The organism is Dechloromonas denitrificans (assembly GCF_001551835.1).
Lineage (GTDB): Bacteria > Pseudomonadota > Gammaproteobacteria > Burkholderiales > Rhodocyclaceae > Azonexus > Azonexus denitrificans.
In genome coordinates this window covers 63750-80786 of the sequence record NZ_LODL01000010.1, presented here as the reverse complement: position 1 = coordinate 80786, position 17037 = coordinate 63750, and the positions used below count along the sequence as shown (strand labels likewise).

The window sequence follows — 17037 nt, the reverse complement described above, 5'->3', positions numbered from 1 at the left end:
TTCACGCGAACAGGCGGTGCAGCGCGGCCAGGTAAGGCGCCACCTCGGGCGAGCCCTCGGCCGGGGCCCACGCCGCCCTTTCCGCAAGACTCAGCGGCACATAGGGGCCGGCCTTGGCTTCGAAAAACACCGTACCACTGTCCAGGGCCAGCACCGTATGGAAAACACCGTGCGGAATATCGATGCCGACCACCTCACCGGCCGGTGCCAGCACAATGCTGCGGTCGACCTCGCCAGAAGGGCAAAAAAGGACAACGCCCAGGCGGCCGCGCAGGCAGAGGATGGTTTCATCCTTGTGCGGATCGTAATGGCAATGCGGCATCACGTAGGAATCGGGCTCGATGCCGTTGAGCAGGCGATGCCCCGGATAATCGTCGGCCGGATGGAAGTTGCGGTTCTTGCGGCGGCGCGGCGCCAGCCGGGCCTCGTTGCTGACCGTCGTCAGCAACGGCTGATCGATCAGTGTGCTCATTGGTAGACGATCTCGACGTTTTCCGGCTTCAGCCAATCGCCGAGCGCTTCGAGCAGCAGGTCGTCGAGGCGGACCCGGGCGTTCTCGCCGAGGATCATTTCGCATTCGGCGGCCGGATTGGCGTAACGCAGGCGAACGGCGGCCGGCCCCGGGGCGAAGGGCATAAGCAGGGTTTTCAGCTTGCGCGCATCGGTATTGCCGTTCATGCGCAACAGCAGGTATTTGGCGAAGCGGGCGCGCGCTTCGCCGACGGTCATCAGCTTGTCGGCGGTAACGCTGTTGCTGCCGGAAAAATCATCGTACCTGACCTTGCCTTCGATGATCAGCACCTCGTCGGTGACGATCTTGGCCCGCTCGGCTTCGAACAGTTCGTTGAAGACCGTCACCTCGATCATGCCGGTGCCGTCGTCGAGCTGCACGAAGAGCATCTTGCCGCGCCGGGTCATCTGGGTCCGGACGCCAACCACCACGCCAGCCAGCATGGTCAATTCCTTGGACGGCTCAAGCTTGTTGAGTGGCCGGCGGATGAAGCGCGACAGCTCTTTCTTGCAGGTGTTGTACGGATGGCCGGAGAAGAAGAAGCCGAGCGCCGTCTTCTCCTGCATCAGCTTTTCCTTTTCGTCCCACGGCTTGACGTTGACGTATTGCGGCGCATGCTCCTCGGCGACGTTGCCGATGTCGAACAGGCTGGTCTGCATCGCATTGCGTTCGGCCTGATCGGCAAACTCCATCGCCACGCCGACCGAAGCGAGCAGCTTGTAGCGATCGCTGTCGATACTGTCGAAGGCGCCGGCCTTAATCAGCGCCTCGGTGGTGCGACGGTTGACCATGCGCTTGTCGCAGCGCTGGCAGAAATCGAACAGGTCCTTGAACGGCCCGCCCGCCTCGCGCGCGCGCAGAATGTCGTTGACCGCCTGCTCGCCGGTACCCTTCACCGCGCCCAGGCCGTAGCGGATAGTGCTGCGGTCGACCGGCTCAAAACGGTAATTTGAGGCATTGACGTCCGGCCCGAGCATCTTCAGCTTGTTGGCCGGCCCCACGGCATCTTCATAGAAGATCTTGACCGAGTCGGTGTTGTCCATGTCGGACGACATGGTCGCCGCCATGAAGGCGGCGCAGTGGTAACGCTTCAGCCAGGCCGTATGGTAGGTGACGACGGCATAGGCGGCGGTGTGCGACTTGTTGAAGCCGTACTCCGCGAACTTGGTCATCAGGTCGAACAACTGTTCGGCCAGCGCCGGGTCGTAGCCCAGCTTCTTGGCGCCCTCGGCGATGGTCTCGCGGTGCTTGGCCATTTCCTCGGGCTTTTTCTTGCCCATCGCCCGGCGCAGCATGTCGGCACCACCCAGCGTGTAGCCGCCGATGATCTGCGAAATCTGCATCACCTGTTCCTGGTACACGATGACGCCGTAGGTCGGCGACAGGCAGGCGGTCAGGTCGGGGTGGAAATAATCGATGGCCTGCTGGCCTTTTTTACGCAGGATGAAGTCATCCACCATCCCGGAGCCGAGCGGGCCGGGACGATAAAGCGCCAGCACAGCGATGATGTCTTCGAAACGGTCGGGCGCCAGCTTCTTCAGCAGCTTCTTCATGCCCTCCGATTCGACCTGGAAGATCGCCGTCGTATTGGCGTCCTTGAGGATCTGGTAGGCCCCCGGATCGTTGAAGCCGAGCGCCATCAGGTCGAGCTTCTCGCCGGTCATCCGGCGGATGTACTCGACGGCCAGCTCGATAATGGTCAGATTTCGCAGACCCAGAAAGTCGAACTTGACCAGGCCGACCTTCTCGACGTCGTCCTTGTCAAACTGCGAAACCGACGATGCATCGGCACCGGTCGCCTGGTAGATTGGGCAGAACTCGGTGATCTTGCCGGGCGCGATCAGCACGCCGCCGGCGTGCATGCCGACGTTACGCGTCAAGTCTTCCAAACGGCCGGCCAGGTCGAACAGTTCGCGGATGGTTTCGCCATCGCCGTCGCCTTCCATCATTTCCTTGAGCTGTGGCTCCTGCTCAAGCGCCTCGGCCAGCGATACCGGCTTGTTCTGGACGATCGGGATCAGCTTGGAAATGCGGTCGCACATCGAGTAGGGCAGGCCGAACACCCGGCCGACGTCGCGGATCACCGCCTTTGAGGACATCGTGCCGAAGGTGGCGATCTGGCTGACCGCGTCCTCGCCGTAGTGCTGGCGGACGTATTCGATGACGCGCCAACGGTTGTCCTGGCAGAAGTCGACGTCGAAGTCGGGCATCGAGACCCGTTCCGGGTTCAGGAAGCGCTCGAACAGCAGGGCATAGGCCAGCGGGTCAATATCGGTAATCAGCAGGCTGTAGGCGACCAGCGAGCCGGCACCGGAACCCCGCCCCGGCCCGACCGGCACGCCGTTCGCCTTGGCCCACTTGATGAAGTCGGCAACGATCAGGAAGTAGCCGGGGAAGCCCATCTGGACGATGGTATTGCACTCGAAAACCAGCCGCTCGTCGTATTCCGGCCGCCGTTTGAGGCGCTCATCCGGATCCGGGTAGAGTTGGGCCAGACGCAGCTCCAGACCCTTCTTTGCTTCATCGACCAGGAATTCGTCGATGGTCATGCCTTCCGGAATCGGGAAATTGGGCAGGAAATTCTTGCCCAGCGTCAGTTCGATATTGCAGCGCTTGGCGATTTCCAGCGAATTTTCCAGGGCTTCCGGCAGGTCGGCGAACAACTCGGCCATTTCATCCTGCGTCTTGAAATACTGTTCCTCGGTGTAGATCTTCGGCCGCCGGGTGTCGCCCAGCACGTAGCCTTCGGCGATGCAGACGCGCGCCTCGTGCGCCCGGAAGTCGTCGCGGTTCATGAACTGGACCGGATGCGTCGCGACCAGCGGCAAACCAAGCTCACCGGCCAGATCGGCCGTCTGCTGAACAATTGCCTCCTGCTGCGGTTGACCGTAGCGCTGCACCTCGAGATAGAAGGCGCCCGGGAAGATCGCCTCCCAAGCCTTGGCCCGCTCGCCGGCCAAGTCGAAATTGCCGTTGATCAGGGCTTCGCCGATGTCGCCGAGATGGGCGCCGGAGAGCGCGATCAGGCCGTCGCAGCCGATTTCGCCGAACCATTCGCGGCGAATTTCGGCGCGGTCGCGCCGCCCCTCGACCAGATAGGCCTTGGACAGCAACTCGCACAACTGCTGGTAACCAGCCCGGTTGCGGGCCAGCAGCAGCAAGCGATAGGCGTCGTCCGGCGACTCGGGATTGGAGATCCAGACATCGGCGCCGGCAATCGGCTTGACGCCCTTGCCGCGCGCCCCGGAGTAGAACTTGACGAGGCCGAAGAGGTTGCCGAGATCGGTCAGCGCCATGGCCGGCATGCCATCGCCGGCGGCACGCTTGACGGCATCGCCGATGCGGACGATGCCATCGGTGACGGAATATTCGGAATGGAGACGGAGGTGTACGTAGCGCGGGGAATTCATGGGCGCAATTTTACCGCTTGCCACCCCGCACCGCTTGGCCGGCAGCAATGGACGGCACGCGGCATTTAGACAAAGTCCGGCCAGCACGCTACTCTAGCCGCCAAACAATAGCGGGGGAGAGAGAATGCTGCAGCACGCCTGGCCACCGGCTAAGACGGGCAATCGTTCAGCGCCGGCGCTGCTGCTTGCCGTGCTGCTCCTGCTGACCAGCGCCCTCCGGCCGGCCCTCGCCGCCCCTGCCGAACGGCAGCACCTACTGGTCATTACCGCCTACCATGCCGGCCTGGCGTGGACTGACGGCCAACTGGCCGGATTGCAGGATGGATTTGCCGCAGCCGGCCACCCGGTCGAGTTGCATGTCGAATTTCTCGACACCAAGCGCCTCAGCCCGACGCCGGAATATTTCGCCCAGGTCGCCCGCCTGCTGAAAGAAAAATACCGCACCCAGAAAATCGACCTGGTCATCACTCAGGACGACGACGCGCTCGATTTCGCCCTGCACCAGCGCCAGACCGGCGCCCTGCCCGGCAACATCCCGATCGTCTTCAGCGGCGTCGCCGGCAAGCGCTCGGCGACACTGGAAGCCGAGCCGGCCCTGACCGGGGTTTTCGACGATGCCGACATCGACAGCAACATCATCCTGCTGAAAAAACTGCGGCCGACGCTGCAGCGCCTGTTCTTCATCCATGACCAGAGCCGTACCGGACTGGCCCAGGCGGCCGGTGCCGCTGCCCTGGCCGCCAAACACCCGGAACTGCGCTTCGAGTTTCTCAGTGCCCTGCCGGTCGGTGCGATCCAGGCCAGGCTGGCCGAACTCGACGCCAATAGTGCCGTCATCATGCTGACCTTCAACCGCGACAGCACGGGACGCCAGCTATCGCATGCCGAAGCCTCGCAACTGTGGGCTGCCGCGGCCCCGGTGCCGCTGATCGCCAAGGAAGACGGCATGCTGGTCCCCGGCGTCCTCGGCGGGCTGGTCGTCAGCAGCCATCGCCAGGGCCTGCAGGCCGCCCAGTTGGCCAGCCGCATCCTGGCTGGCGAAGATCCCGAGACAATGCCCTTGAGCCGGGGCTGGAGCGAGGCGATTTTCGACTATCGGCAACTCGCCCGCTTCGCCATCGACCCGGACCTGCTGCCGGCCAACGCGGAAATCCGCCATCGCCCGCCATCGCTGCGCCAGACGTACCCGCGTGAATTCTGGCTGAGCCTGGCCCTGATCGGCAGCCTCGGCCTCGTCGCGCTGCTGCTGGCGGTCCTGATGCGCCGTTCGCAACGTGCCCAGCGCACGCTGGCGAGCAGCGAGCGCAACTACCGGGAAATTCTCGCAGCGACCAACGAGGCGATCATCATCCAGACGCCGAGTGGCGAGATTGTCGAAGCCAATGAAAGCTTCAGCCGCCTGTACGGCCATTCGACCGCTGACGCGCGCCACCTCAGCCTCGCCGAACTGAGCAGCAACCAGCCGCCATTCACACAGAGCGAGGCCCTCCAGCGCCTTACTCAGGCACAGCAAGATGGCGTCCAGGTCTTCGAATGGCATGCCCGGCACCAGAACGGCCAACTGTTCTGGGTGGAAGTGGCGCTGCGCCCGGCCGAAATCGGCGGCCAGCCGCGCCTGGTCGCCGCCGTCCGCGATATCGAACAGCGCAAGCAGACGGAGTCGGCCCTGCGCGCCAGCGAAGAACGCTACCGCCTGCTGCTCCGCCACTCGCCAGTCGGCATCGTGCATTTCGATCTCGACATGAAGATCACCTATGCCAACGACCGCTTCGCCGAAATCCTGCAGGCGCCGCGCGACAAACTGATCGGCATCGACCTGACCCGCCTGCGCGACCAATCGCCGATCCCGGCCTGCCGGCAGGCCACCGAGGGTACGCCGGGCTACTTCCAGGGCGAATACCAGAGCACGCTGTCCGGCCACCGGACCTGGGTCTCGTTCCGTACCGCCCCGGCGATCAGTGCCCAAGGCGAACTGATCGGCGGCATCGGCATCGTCGAGGATATTTCGGCACGTATCGCCGCCGAAAAAGCCGTCCTTCAACTCAATGAAGACCTCGAACACCGCGTCGCCGAACGGACCACGGCGCTGGTCAAGGCCAATGCCGAAATCAAGGCGGCGATGACGCAATTGGCCCAGGCCGAGCGCCTGGCCGCACTGGGCAGCCTGGTGGCCGGCGTCGCCCACGAGCTGAACACGCCGCTTGGCAATGCCAATACCGTGGCCAGCACCTTGCGCGGCCGGATCAAGGAACTCAAGGGCAGCCTCGATGCCGGCGCCCTGAGCAAATCCGCCCTGCTCGGCTTCATGAGCGACATCAGCCAGGCCAGCGCGCTGATCGAGCGCAACATCGAACGGGCGGCCGAACTGATCAGCAGCTTCAAACAGGTCGCAGTCGACCAGACCAGCATCCGGCGCCGCCGCTTCGATCTCGCCCAGGCCGTGGAAGAAATGCTCGCCACTCTCCGGCCACGCCTGAAACGGACGGTCCACCAGCTAAAAGTCGAGATTCCCGCGGGTATCGTCTTCGACAGCTACCCCGGGCCACTCGAACAGATCGTCGCCAACCTGGTACTCAATTCGCTGACCCATGCCTTTACAGCGGAAATGGTCGGTGAAATCGCGCTGAGCGCCCACCGGGAAGGCGACGAAGCGGTACTCGAGTACCGCGATAACGGGCGTGGCATGGATACGGCCGAAGCCTCCCGCGCCTTCGATCCGTTTTTCACGACCCGGCTCGGCAATGGCGGCAGCGGCCTCGGCCTCTACATCACCCACAACCTGGCTAATGACGTGCTGGGCGGCAAGCTGCAACTCGACACCGTGCCCGGCCAGGGCGTCCGTTACACCCTGCGCCTGCCGCTCAATGCGCCGTTCAAGATCGGCGAAAGCTGAAGCCGCTTCCCGCCGCGCTGCTGGCCGGGCTACATTAACGCTTTCTAATAAAACAGCTTCCGGAGACCAAAGATGACTGTAGCAAGCACCACCGAAAACACCCCGCTCGTCCTGCGTAACGACCGTGCCGACGGCCTGAGCACGCTGACCCTGAACCGGCCGGGCCAGTTCAATTCACTGTCCAAGGAGATGTTGACCGCAGTCAAGGCCGAACTCGATGCCATCGCCGGCAACCCGGCCATCCGTGTCGTCGTCATCGGCGGGGCCGGCAAGGCCTTCTGCGCCGGCCACGACCTCAAGGAAATGCGCGCCAACCACAGCAAGGAATTCATGCAGGCGCTGTTCCGCCAGTGCGGCGAACTGATGCTCACCATCACGCGCATGCCGCAACCGGTGATCGCCCGCGTGCACGGCATCGCCACCGCCGCCGGTTGTCAGTTGGTCTCGATGTGCGACCTGGCGGTGGCCGCCGATGTCGCCAAGTTCGCCGTTTCCGGGATCAACGTCGGGCTTTTTTGCTCGACACCCGCCGTCGGCCTGGCCCGCAACCTCGGCCGCAAGGCGGCGCTCGAAATGCTGCTCACCGGCGAATTCATCGATGCCATGGAAGCCAAGGCCAAGGGCCTGGTCAACCGCGTCGTGCCAGCCGATGCGCTGGACGCCGAAATCGAACGGCTGGCCGGCAGCATCCTCGGCAAGAGCGCCGTCGCCATCCGTATGGGCAAGGGCATGTTCTACAAGCAGCTCGAAATGGGGCTTGCTGAAGCGTACGACTACGCCGGTGAAGTGATGGCCTGCAACATGATGAGCGACGATGCCGGCGAAGGCATCGACGCTTTCATGCAGAAACGGCAGCCAGCCTACAAGGGCTGCTGATTACTCGGCCGGCTGCCAGTCGATCGGCAACAGATTGCGGGCCGGCCGGCCGATGTAATAGCCCTGGGCGCGGTGCACTTCCAGCCGCTCGAGTTCGCCGAGGACTTCGGCCGATTCGACATACTCGGCGACCACGGTGATACCCATTTCGCGCGCCAGCGAACGGATGCTGGTGACGAAGGTGTGGTCCTTGTCGCTATTGAGCATGTTGGCGATGAAATCGCCCTCGATTTTCAGATAGTCGATCGGGAAGCGCCGCAGGTAGTGGAAGGACGAGAAGCCGGAACCGAAGTCGTCGATCGCCAGCTTGAAACCGTCCGCCTTCAGGTCGTTGAGGAAACGTTCGAGCAGCCCGAGGTTCTTCACCGTGTCGCGCTCGGTGATCTCGAAGACGATGTGTTCCGGCGAAATGCCACTCTGCGCGACGATGCGACGCAAATCACGGGCAAATTCGTTGAAGACCAGCGAGCGGGGCGACAGATTGACGAAAATTTCACCCTCGTGCCCCTGGGCGGCCAGAATGGCCAGCGCCTGCTCGAGCACCAGCATGTCGAGGCGGTGAATGACCCCCATCTTCTCGGCGATTTCGACGAATTCGTCGGCCCGGATGATCTCACCGTCCAATTCGATGCGCGACAGGATTTCGTAGGCGACGATGCGCTTGCTGGCGACATCGAGAATCGGCTGGAAGAAGGGCACGACCCGCCGCGCCTCGATCGCTTCGAGGACCATGACGCTCTTCTGGGAGATGTCCCGGAAGATCGCCACCACATCCTCTTCGGTCGGCACCGCAACCTGGTCTTTGCCGGCCGCCTTGGCGCGATACATCATGTTGTCGGCAAAGAGCAGCAGATCCTTGGCGTTGTCGGCATGGTCGGGATAAACGGCGAGGCCGATCGAGGCCGTGCCGCGGATGGTAATGCCCTCCGGCGTCTGGATCTCGATCGTCTCGATCGCCCGCCGGATCCGCTCGGCCACCATCGCCACCGCGTCGGCCTGCGCTTCCGGCAGCAGGGCGACGAATTCGTCGCCACCATAACGGGCCAGGATGTCGCCATCGCGCAGGGCACTCTGGACCTGCCGGGCAAAGTGCTGCAGGTAGCTGTCGCCCACCGTGTGGCCGTAGTTGTCGTTGATCAGCTTGAAGTTGTCGAGATCGATCAGCAGCAGGCCGAAGCTGTAGTTGTGGCGCTGGGCGCGGCCGACTTCGTAGGAACTCAGCTCCCAGAAGACGCGCTGATTGAAGAGATCGGTCAGCGGGTCGCGGGTGGCGTAATACTCGAGGTCACGGGTGTACTTGTAAATCGCCTTGACCGAACCGACGACGTTGAGCAGCGTGGACAGCACGCCTTCCATGACCAGATAGCGGGTTTCGTCTTCCAGCACACCGGCATGGACGCCGATGCCGACGATGCCGCCGATCTTCGGCTTATCGACAAAGAAGGATTTGACGTGCAGCGCAACCTCTTCTTCGGTGAGTTCGATCGAAGCGCCCTGCGGGTTGGCGACGTGGTGGTAGATGTTGCACGAACCGAAATCGGAGAAGGCCGCCAGACCGCCCAGTTCCTGGCGGATGTAGCGCTCCATCATCGCTCGCGTCTGGCCGGTGACCGGGCCGCGCCAGAAGATTTCGAGATCGAACAGTTCGTCGTCGATCTTGAAAATCGAGAACAGCGTATGGGCCGGCAGCACGCTGTTGATATCGGTCAGCAGGCGCCCGACGTAGTCGCGCCAGTCGCGCACGACATCGGAGGTGATGACGAATTTTTCGAGCAACCCGATTTCGAAGGTCAGGATATCCTTGTCGACGGCAATCGTCCGCAGCTTGTCGAGCAGGCGACCGAGCGCGCCGACCAGCTGGTTCAGTTCGACAAAACCGAGGTCGTGCTTGGCGATGGTGATATTGCGCAGGTCACCGATGGCATTGACCTGGTCGAAGTCGGCCTGCAATTGCTCGACCGAGCTTTCGATACGCCGACTGACCCACCAGACGGCACCGGCGGCGAACAGGAAGGCGAGCGGCAACAGCACGGCAAAGGCGAGCAGCAGTTCGCGCCGGGCATCGGCCAGCAGGCTGGCGTATTCCTGACGAACCTCGACCGCACCGAGCACGGCGCCGACCTCGGCATTGCGGTGGCAACGCAGGCAACGTTCCTGGGCAATCAGCGGGTAGATGTGGCGGGCGTAGTCGTGAGTGCCGCGGCGCACCGTCTGGCCGCTGGTCATGACGTTCTTCAGGTCATCATCGAGTGGCGGCTGCTCGATTTCGTCGTAGAGATCGACAACCACCTGGCTGCGATAGATCTGCACCGTCAGGCCACTGTCCTTGCCGGATTCGGCCATCGCGCGCAGGAAGGCATCGGCCTGGCTGCGCCGCCAGCCCTGGCTCATCAGCTGGTACATCGAGGCGAAGGCGATGCGGGTGGTCGCCTCCGAAGTCCGCGTCGCATTGGCGCGGACCACGTGATCGAACACCCGGTCGAGCGACCAGTAGGCGCCGCCAAAGAAAAGCATGGCGACAATGGCCGAGGCGCCAAAGACGAAATATCTTATCCGCATTATTGTTAATCTCCCTTGTGCGCAGGATTATCCCCGATTTCAGCGGCGAGAGAAGGCAGCGCGCGCAGACCGGGAAAAGCGCAGCCCGCGGCGCGGCGGAAGGCGGGGTAAAATCCCGCCCCATGTTCGCCCTCTCTCCCGCCCGCCAGACCCTGCTGCTGTTCCTGCTTGCCCTCGCCGTACTGCTGCCCGGCATCTGGGAAGCGACCGGGCTGACCGGCAAGGATGAATTCTTCCTCGGCCTGCGCACGCCGATGGAAATGCTCGAAGGCAATCACTGGCTGGTACCTTTCCTCGACCACGCGCCGCGCATTCGCAAGCCGCCACTGCTCTACTGGCTGGGCCGCGCCAGTTTCGAAACCTTCGGCATTTCGTTGGTGAGCGCTCGCTTCGTTGGCGTCCTTTTTACCGCCTTGCTCATTGTCGCTACCGCCGGCATCGCCCGCCGCTTGTCCGGCAAGGCTGAAACCGGCTGGCTGGCCGGCTGCATCCTGCTCGGCTGCCTCGGCATCGCCACCGAAGGTCGTCGTTTCATGCTCGACGTACCGGTCGCCGCCCTCTCGGCAACGGCCTTCTGGGCCTTTCTGATCTGGCTGGATTTACGCCGTTTCTGGTGGTTGACCGCAGCCACCCTGCTCCTTGCCGCCGGTTTCCTGACCAAGGGGCCGATCGTCGCCCTCGTCTTCGGCGGCGGCTGCCTGGCGCTGCTCTTCGGCCGCCGCCTGCGTTTCGGCGATCTCCGGCCGCAACTCGGCAGCCTGGCGCTGCACGGCGTGCTGTGGGCAGTGCTGGCCCTGCCCTGGTTCTTCATCGTCCGCCTGCTTTACCCGGAAGCGGTCGACCTGGTGTTGGCCGACGAACTGGAATCCCGCCAGTTCTTCAACCTCTCGCCCGGCATCATGCTCGGCCTGCTCAACGTCGCCCTGCCCTGGGTCTTCGTCTTCGCGCTCGCCGTCTGGCAACAGCGACGGGCCTCGGCGACGGCCCGGCTGGCCCTCGTCTGGTTCCTCGCCACCTTCCTGCCTTTCCTGTTCATCAAGAGCTTCGACCGCTACCTGATCGGCTCGCTAGTCCCTTTCGCCATCTTCCTGGCGCTGACCCTGCCGCAGATCCGGGCGCGCTGGCCGTTCCGTCTCGGCGCCCTGCTCGCCCTGCTGCTCGGCGCGGCACTGGCCGGCTTCACCGCCTGGTTCGGACTGGGTGGCTGGTACTGGCTGCTGCTGCCCGCCCTTTACCTCTGCTGGGCCTGGTGGCAAGCCCGCGGCCTCGGCCATACGCTGGCCGCGCCGGCCCTGTTCTGGATCGCACTACTCTGGGGCGTCTTCCCGGCCATCGGCGTCAATGCCGTGCCGGACAGCGTCATCGAGCTCGGCCGCCAGCAGCCGGTCGCCATGTTCGACGGCCCGCAACCGGCCATGCTGCCGATTTTAAGCGGCCAGGCCCAGCGCCATTACGCCGGGCTCGACCAGTTCGACCTGGTCGAACTGGCCGCCAGCCGGACCCCGGTTTTCCTTGAAGACAAAGACCTCACCCGCTTCCAGCAGAGCTTGAGCGCCGCCGGCTATACCGCCCGCCAACTCGGCAGCTACCAGACCCTGGCCTCGCACGGCTCGGGCCTGCGTTTCGCCCGCGTCGGCGCGAGGACAGCCGACTGGCAGGCGGCGCTGGCCAGCCGCTCGCTGGCGCCGCTGCTGACTACCGTGCGCTGGTTCGAGGTCAAGGCCAAATGATGCAAATGCCCGAAAAACTGCCACGCTGGCTGGCTCCGCTCCTCTTCGCTGCCGCCGTGGCCGGCGCCTTCTGGCGCGCCCCGAGCCTGGAAGCAGCCGCTTTCGTGCCGCCGCCCACCGCCGCTCCGTCGACGCTGCCCGCCGTCTTCGCCGCCGAGATGCTGCCCCGGGTCGCTGCCTCGGCGCACGCCGCCAGCCTGGCCCAACTGGCCGACGGCCGCATCGCCGCCGCCTGGTTCGCCGGATCGAAGGAAGGGGCCGATGATGTCGCCATCTGGTACAGCGCGCTCGGCCGCGATGGCTGGAGCGAAGCGCAGCCGATCGCCAACCGGGAGAGCACGGCCGGCGGCACCTTCGCCCATGTCCGCAAACTCGGCAACCCGGTGCTTTATACCGAAGGGAGCTGGCTGCACCTGTGGTACGTCAGCGTTGCCGTCGGCGGCTGGGCCGGCAGTTCGATCAACCACAGCATGTCGACCGACGGCGGCAAGACCTGGAGCAAACCGAGCAAGCTGCAGACCTCGCCCTTCGCCAACATCAGTACGCTGGTCCGCACGCCGCCGCTGCCGCTGGCCGATGGCGGCCTCGGCCTACCGGTCTATCACGAATTCATCGCCAAGCACGGCGAATGGCTGCGCCTGTCGGCGACCGGCCAGATTGTCGACAAGGTCCGCATGCCGCATGCGGTGCGCACGCTGCAACCGGCAGTCGTCGCCCTTGACGCGCAGCGTGCCATCGCGCTGCTGCGCGATGCCGGCCCCGGGCCAGGCAAGGTGCAAGTGTCAGCGACGCAGAACGGCGGCCAGCTCTGGGAAGAAGGCGAAGCGCTGCCAGTGCCCAACCCGAACGCCTCGGTCGCCCTGCTCCGTTTGAAGAGCGGCCGCCTGCTGCTGGCCGGCAATCCGCAGGACAGCCGCGAAGCCATGCTGTTGTGGCTGTCGTCCGACGAAGGCAAGACCTGGCAGCCGAGCCGCACCGTCGAGAGCGCTCCCGACGGCGGCGCCGAATTCTCCTACCCGGCCTTGCTGCTCGGCCGCGACGGCCGTATCCACCTGGCCTATACCTGGCGCCGCCAGGGAATCAAGCACGCCACCTTCAGCGAAGCCTGGCTGGACGGGGAAACACCATGAATGCACTGGCCGCCTACGGTCTACTCGCCCACGGGCTGATTTTTGGCGCCCTCGCCACCTTGCTGCCACTCGGCGAACTGCGCGCCCGCGTCGCGCTGGCGGCGACGACGCTCGCCTTGCTGGTCGGCATCGCCCCGGTCATGCACGGCACCTTCGGCACGCCATCGCTGACCTTGCTGCAACTGGCCATCCTGCACTTGGCCAACCGCCAGCCTTCGCCGCTGAGTTTCGCTCCGGCCCTCGGCCTGCTCGGTTTCGTTGCCTTGTTTTATCCGGCGGCGCTGGGCTGGGGGGCGTTCGACCCCTATGCCCTGGGTTACCAGCCGTGGGCGCTGCTCGTCGCCTTGCTGCCGGTCGCTGCGGCGCTATGGTGGCGGCGCCAGGACAGCTGGTTGCTGATCCTCGCCATCGACCTCGCCGGCTACGCCAGCGGCCTCTTCGCCAATCTGTGGGATGTGCTGTTCGACCCGCTGCTGACGCTGCTGGCGCTGGTCATCGTCGGCCGCCGCGCCGTCATCCGCCTTATCGCGTCAAGGACTCGCTGATCAGCTTGCGGATGTTGCCGGCCTCGAAAGGCTTGTCGCAGATCGCCGAAACGCCGGCCCGTTCGACGGCGGCCAGCCGGCCCGTGTTCTGCTCGCTGGTCACCATCAGTACCGGCACCGAGTTCTGCCAGCTTTGCGTGCGGATGTATTCGGTCAGTTCGCGGCCATCCATTTCCGGCATGTTGTAGTCGGTGATGACCAGATCGACCATCGTTTCCTGCAACAGGTCGACCGCCTCCTTGCCGTTGACCGCCTCGGTGATCCGTTCGATTCCAAGCTCCTCGAGCAGGCGGCGCAAATGGCGGCGCGAGGCCAGGCTGTCATCAACGAGCAGGACGCGCAGGCTTTCGATTTCGGCGACATCGAGGTCTTCCGGCGGGTTCAGATAGTCGGCGGCGGCGAACAGCGCCCGCGACAACTGCTGCTCGCTGAACGGCTTGGCGACAATACTGCAGGCACCCGACTGGCGAACCGGCTCCAGCACCTGTGGCCGGGTTTCGCTGGAGACCAGGATGAAGGGAATGCTTTCCAACTCCTCGTCGGCGCGCATCGCCATGACCAGCTCGGTGCCTGCCATGTCCGGCAGGTAGAGGCTGCTGATCACCACCCAGCCGGCCGCCGCCCCCTCCGTCAGCGCGGCAAGGGCCGCCTCGGCGGTATCGACCACCTTGATCTGCCGCACGCCCTGGTGTTGCAGCATGCGCGTCACCAGATTGGCCTGCATGTGGGAAGGTTCGACCAGTAGAACGGACAGGTCAGCCAGCGAGGTGGTCAATGCCATGCAGTCACTCCGGAAAGCGGGGGAATGGCTGCACTATAGCAGTGCGCGCCATTTCACGATGTCCGGCATGCAGGCAAAAAAATGCCGCACCGGGTAAGGCCGGTACGGCATTGGGACGAACTGCCTGCGACGATCAGCCGTGTACGCGGGCGGCGACTTCGGCGATGCGCTGGCCGTAGCGCTTGGCGGTATCGAGGTCGCCCTGCGGGATTTCGTCCACGCTGGCATCGGACGGCGACTGGACGAGCAGGCCGACCGAGCCGCCCAGGCTGTTGACGTCCTGGCGGGTCGATTCCTTCTTGTTGCTCGGCAACAGGCCGAGGCTGACCCAGATGCCGCCGTGCTGCGAGGCCAGCGTCTGCAGGCTGATCAGCGTCGCGCCCTTGTCGCCGACCGGGCTGGCGCTGTTGGTGAAGGCGCCGAACACCTTGTCCTGCCAGGCACGGGTGAACCAGGCCTTGGACGAGGCATCGGCGAATTTCTTGAACTGCCAGCTCGGGCCGCCCATGTAGGTCGGCGTGCCGAAGATGATGGCATCGGCGGCGTTCAGCTTGTCCCAGGCGTTTTCCGGCAGATTGCCTTCGGCGTCGATGGCGAGCAGTTCGCCCTGGGCGCCTTCGGCGACATGCTGGGCGACGCGCTGGGTATGGCCGTAGCCGGAGTGATAGACGATGACGACTTTACTCATGGAGTTCTCCTGAAGGGATTGATTTATAGATACTCAAACGGGCGGCAGGTCGAAGAGCAGGAATTCCGTCTCTTCGCCGGCCAGGAATTGCAATGCGCTTTCATCGGCAATCTTGGCACCGTCGCCGGTCGCCAGGTTTTGGCCGTTCAGGGCCAGTCGACCGCGGACGACATGAACATAGGCCAAGCGACCCGGCGCCAGGGCATAGGATAATGATTCACCAGCACCGAACACGCTGGCCCACAGCCGGGCGTCCTGGCCGATGGTGGTGCTGCCCTCGGCGCCGTCCGGCGAGGCGACCAGATGCCAGTGGCCGCGCATCTCGCCGATGCCCAGCGCCTGCTGCTCGTAGCTGGCCGGCCGGCCGCGGACGGCTGGTTCGATCCAGATCTGCAGCAGATGGGTGGCCTCGTCGGGCGAGGGGTTGAATTCGCTGTGCAGGATGCCGGTGCCAGCCGACATGCGCTGCACTTCGCCGCGCCGGATGACGTCGCCGTTGCCCAAGCTGTCCTTGTGCTCCAACACACCGGACAGGATGTAGGTGACGATCTCCATGTCGCGATGGCCGTGCCGGCCAAAGCCGGTGCCGGGGGCGACGCGGTCTTCGTTGATGACGCGCAGCGCGCCCCAGCCCATTTCGGCGGCATCGTAATAGTCACCGAAGGAGAAGGTGTGCCGGGCCAGCAGCCAGCCATGGTCGGCCAGGCCGCGTTCAGCCGAGGGGCGAAGGGTGATCATGGCAACTCCTTGTGAATAATCGATATAGCTTAGTTACGATGGTAGGCGTAGAGTTCAGCAACAACCAGCGAATTATTCCGGGCATATCGTTCAATTAAATTCACATGAAAATCAGCCTCGACCTGTTGCAGATTCTCGATGCCATCGAGCGCCACGGCAGCTTCACCGCCGCCGCCAACGCCCTGCATCGCGTCCCCTCGGCCCTGTCGCATGCCGTCGCCAAGCTGGAAAGTGAACTCGACGCTCAACTGTTCAGCCGCAGCGGCCGCAAGGCGACGCTGAACGAGGCCGGCCGCACCCTGCTCGACGACGGCCGCCACCTGTTGCGCGCCGCCGACGAACTGGAACGCCGCGTCCAGCGCATCGCCACCGGCTGGGAGGCCGAACTGCGCATCGCGATCGACGCCATCATTCCGCTCGAACGCCTCTACCCGCTACTCGAGCGCTTCTATGGCGCCGGCCACGGCACGCAGATCCGGCTCTCCTACGAAGTGCTCGGCGGCTGCTGGGATGCGCTGGCCACCGGCCGGGCCGACCTGGTGATCGGCGCCCCCGGCGACATGCCGGCGCGCAGCGGCATGGCGACCCGGCTGATGTGCGCGCACAGCGACTTCGTCTTTGCCGTCGCCCCCACGCACCCGCTGGCCGCCTGGCCGGGCGTCATCCCGAACAGCGAGCTGCTGCGCCATCGCGCCATCGTCGTCGCCGATACCTCGCAGGAACTTGACGCGCGCAGCATCGGCCTGATCGAGGGGCAGCCCGCCTTGCGCGTCCCCGACATCCGCAGCAAGGCGAGCGCCCAGGTCGCCGGCCTTGGCATCGGCCACCTGCCACGTTGGCTGGCCGCCCCGGAAATCGTCGCCGGCCGCCTGGTCGAGAAAGAAATCAGCGACCCGCGCCCGGCCATGCCGCTGCATCTGGCCTGGCGTAGCCGGCAGCCGGGCAAGGCCCTGGCCTGGTTTCTCACCGAACTGGCGAAAAATGACGAAATCGAGGCGTTGACCGCAGGACTCTGATGGCTCAGGATTGCCATTCATTCGCCATACAAACCCAACCCCTACGGCATAAATGCAGGCAGCTCGGCCCGCCAACGGTTTCCGCCCAATTCTGCCAAGTTGCTGGAACCATTACCGAAAAACCAAGTCCCTTACTTGGATCACGGTATTTTTTCAGAAT

Annotated in this window: 12 protein-coding genes; 6 read left to right on the top strand and 6 right to left on the bottom strand. The window is 64.4% G+C overall.

Features of this window, described 5'->3' with window-relative positions; all coding sequences use genetic code 11:
• Position 1 precedes the first annotated feature (1 nt).
• Positions 2–472 carry a WbuC family cupin fold metalloprotein gene (locus AT959_RS04600; RefSeq protein WP_066881087.1) on the bottom strand — a complete coding sequence of 157 codons (471 nt, stop codon included), beginning with the start codon at positions 470–472 and terminating at the stop codon, positions 2–4.
• The gene (gene dnaE / locus AT959_RS04595) at positions 469–3921 is read right to left on the bottom strand and encodes a DNA polymerase III subunit alpha (RefSeq protein ID WP_066881085.1); all 3453 of its coding nucleotides are present in this window, start codon (positions 3919–3921) and stop codon (positions 469–471) included. Before dnaE ends, AT959_RS04600 begins: the two co-directional genes overlap by 4 nt.
• A gap of 124 nt (positions 3922–4045) precedes the next feature.
• Between dnaE and AT959_RS04590 the strand changes: the two genes are divergently transcribed.
• Positions 4046–6814 (top strand): sensor histidine kinase, encoded by a 2769-nt coding sequence (locus AT959_RS04590; protein WP_066881083.1) that lies wholly within the window; start codon positions 4046–4048, stop codon positions 6812–6814.
• Positions 6815–6886: 72 nt separating this feature from the next.
• Positions 6887–7690, top strand: coding sequence for an enoyl-CoA hydratase (locus AT959_RS04585; RefSeq protein ID WP_066881080.1), 804 nt, complete (start codon positions 6887–6889; stop codon positions 7688–7690).
• Here the strand turns inward: AT959_RS04585 and AT959_RS04580 are convergent, their stop codons facing one another.
• The gene (locus tag AT959_RS04580) at positions 7691–10249 is read right to left on the bottom strand and encodes a GGDEF domain-containing phosphodiesterase (protein ID WP_066881078.1); all 2559 of its coding nucleotides are present in this window, start codon (positions 10247–10249) and stop codon (positions 7691–7693) included.
• A gap of 122 nt (positions 10250–10371) precedes the next feature.
• On the opposite strand from AT959_RS04580, the gene AT959_RS04575 reads away from it, so the two are divergent.
• The 3 genes from AT959_RS04575 to AT959_RS04565 are packed head-to-tail and all read left to right on the top strand — an operon-like array spanning position 10372 to position 13654.
• Positions 10372–11979 carry an ArnT family glycosyltransferase gene (locus AT959_RS04575; RefSeq protein WP_066881076.1) on the top strand — a complete coding sequence of 536 codons (1608 nt, stop codon included), beginning with the start codon at positions 10372–10374 and terminating at the stop codon, positions 11977–11979.
• Positions 11976–13109: a sialidase family protein gene (locus AT959_RS04570; RefSeq protein ID WP_083518208.1), complete on the top strand. Its 1134-nt coding sequence runs from the start codon at positions 11976–11978 to the stop codon at positions 13107–13109. The genes AT959_RS04575 and AT959_RS04570 overlap by 4 nt, the downstream gene beginning before the upstream one ends.
• Entirely contained in the window at positions 13106–13654 is a 549-nt protein-coding gene (locus AT959_RS04565) for a hypothetical protein (RefSeq protein ID WP_066881072.1), read from the top strand. The genes AT959_RS04570 and AT959_RS04565 overlap by 4 nt, the downstream gene beginning before the upstream one ends.
• On the opposite strand, the gene AT959_RS04560 is transcribed toward AT959_RS04565, so the two are convergent.
• From AT959_RS04560 to AT959_RS04550, 3 genes are all read right to left on the bottom strand, one after another.
• Entirely contained in the window at positions 13632–14435 is an 804-nt protein-coding gene (locus AT959_RS04560) for a response regulator (RefSeq protein ID WP_205629829.1), read from the bottom strand. The two genes, AT959_RS04565 and AT959_RS04560, sit on opposite strands and share 23 nt — an antisense overlap.
• A gap of 133 nt (positions 14436–14568) precedes the next feature.
• The gene (locus AT959_RS04555; RefSeq protein ID WP_066881071.1) at positions 14569–15123 is read right to left on the bottom strand and encodes a flavodoxin family protein; all 555 of its coding nucleotides are present in this window, start codon (positions 15121–15123) and stop codon (positions 14569–14571) included.
• 33 nt (positions 15124–15156) lie between these two features.
• Positions 15157–15861: a pirin family protein gene (locus AT959_RS04550; protein ID WP_066881069.1), complete on the bottom strand. Its 705-nt coding sequence runs from the start codon at positions 15859–15861 to the stop codon at positions 15157–15159.
• 104 nt (positions 15862–15965) lie between these two features.
• Between AT959_RS04550 and AT959_RS04545 the strand changes: the two genes are divergently transcribed.
• Positions 15966–16877 (top strand): LysR family transcriptional regulator, encoded by a 912-nt coding sequence (locus tag AT959_RS04545; RefSeq protein WP_066881067.1) that lies wholly within the window; start codon positions 15966–15968, stop codon positions 16875–16877.
• The last annotated feature ends 160 nt before the right edge of the window (positions 16878–17037 follow it).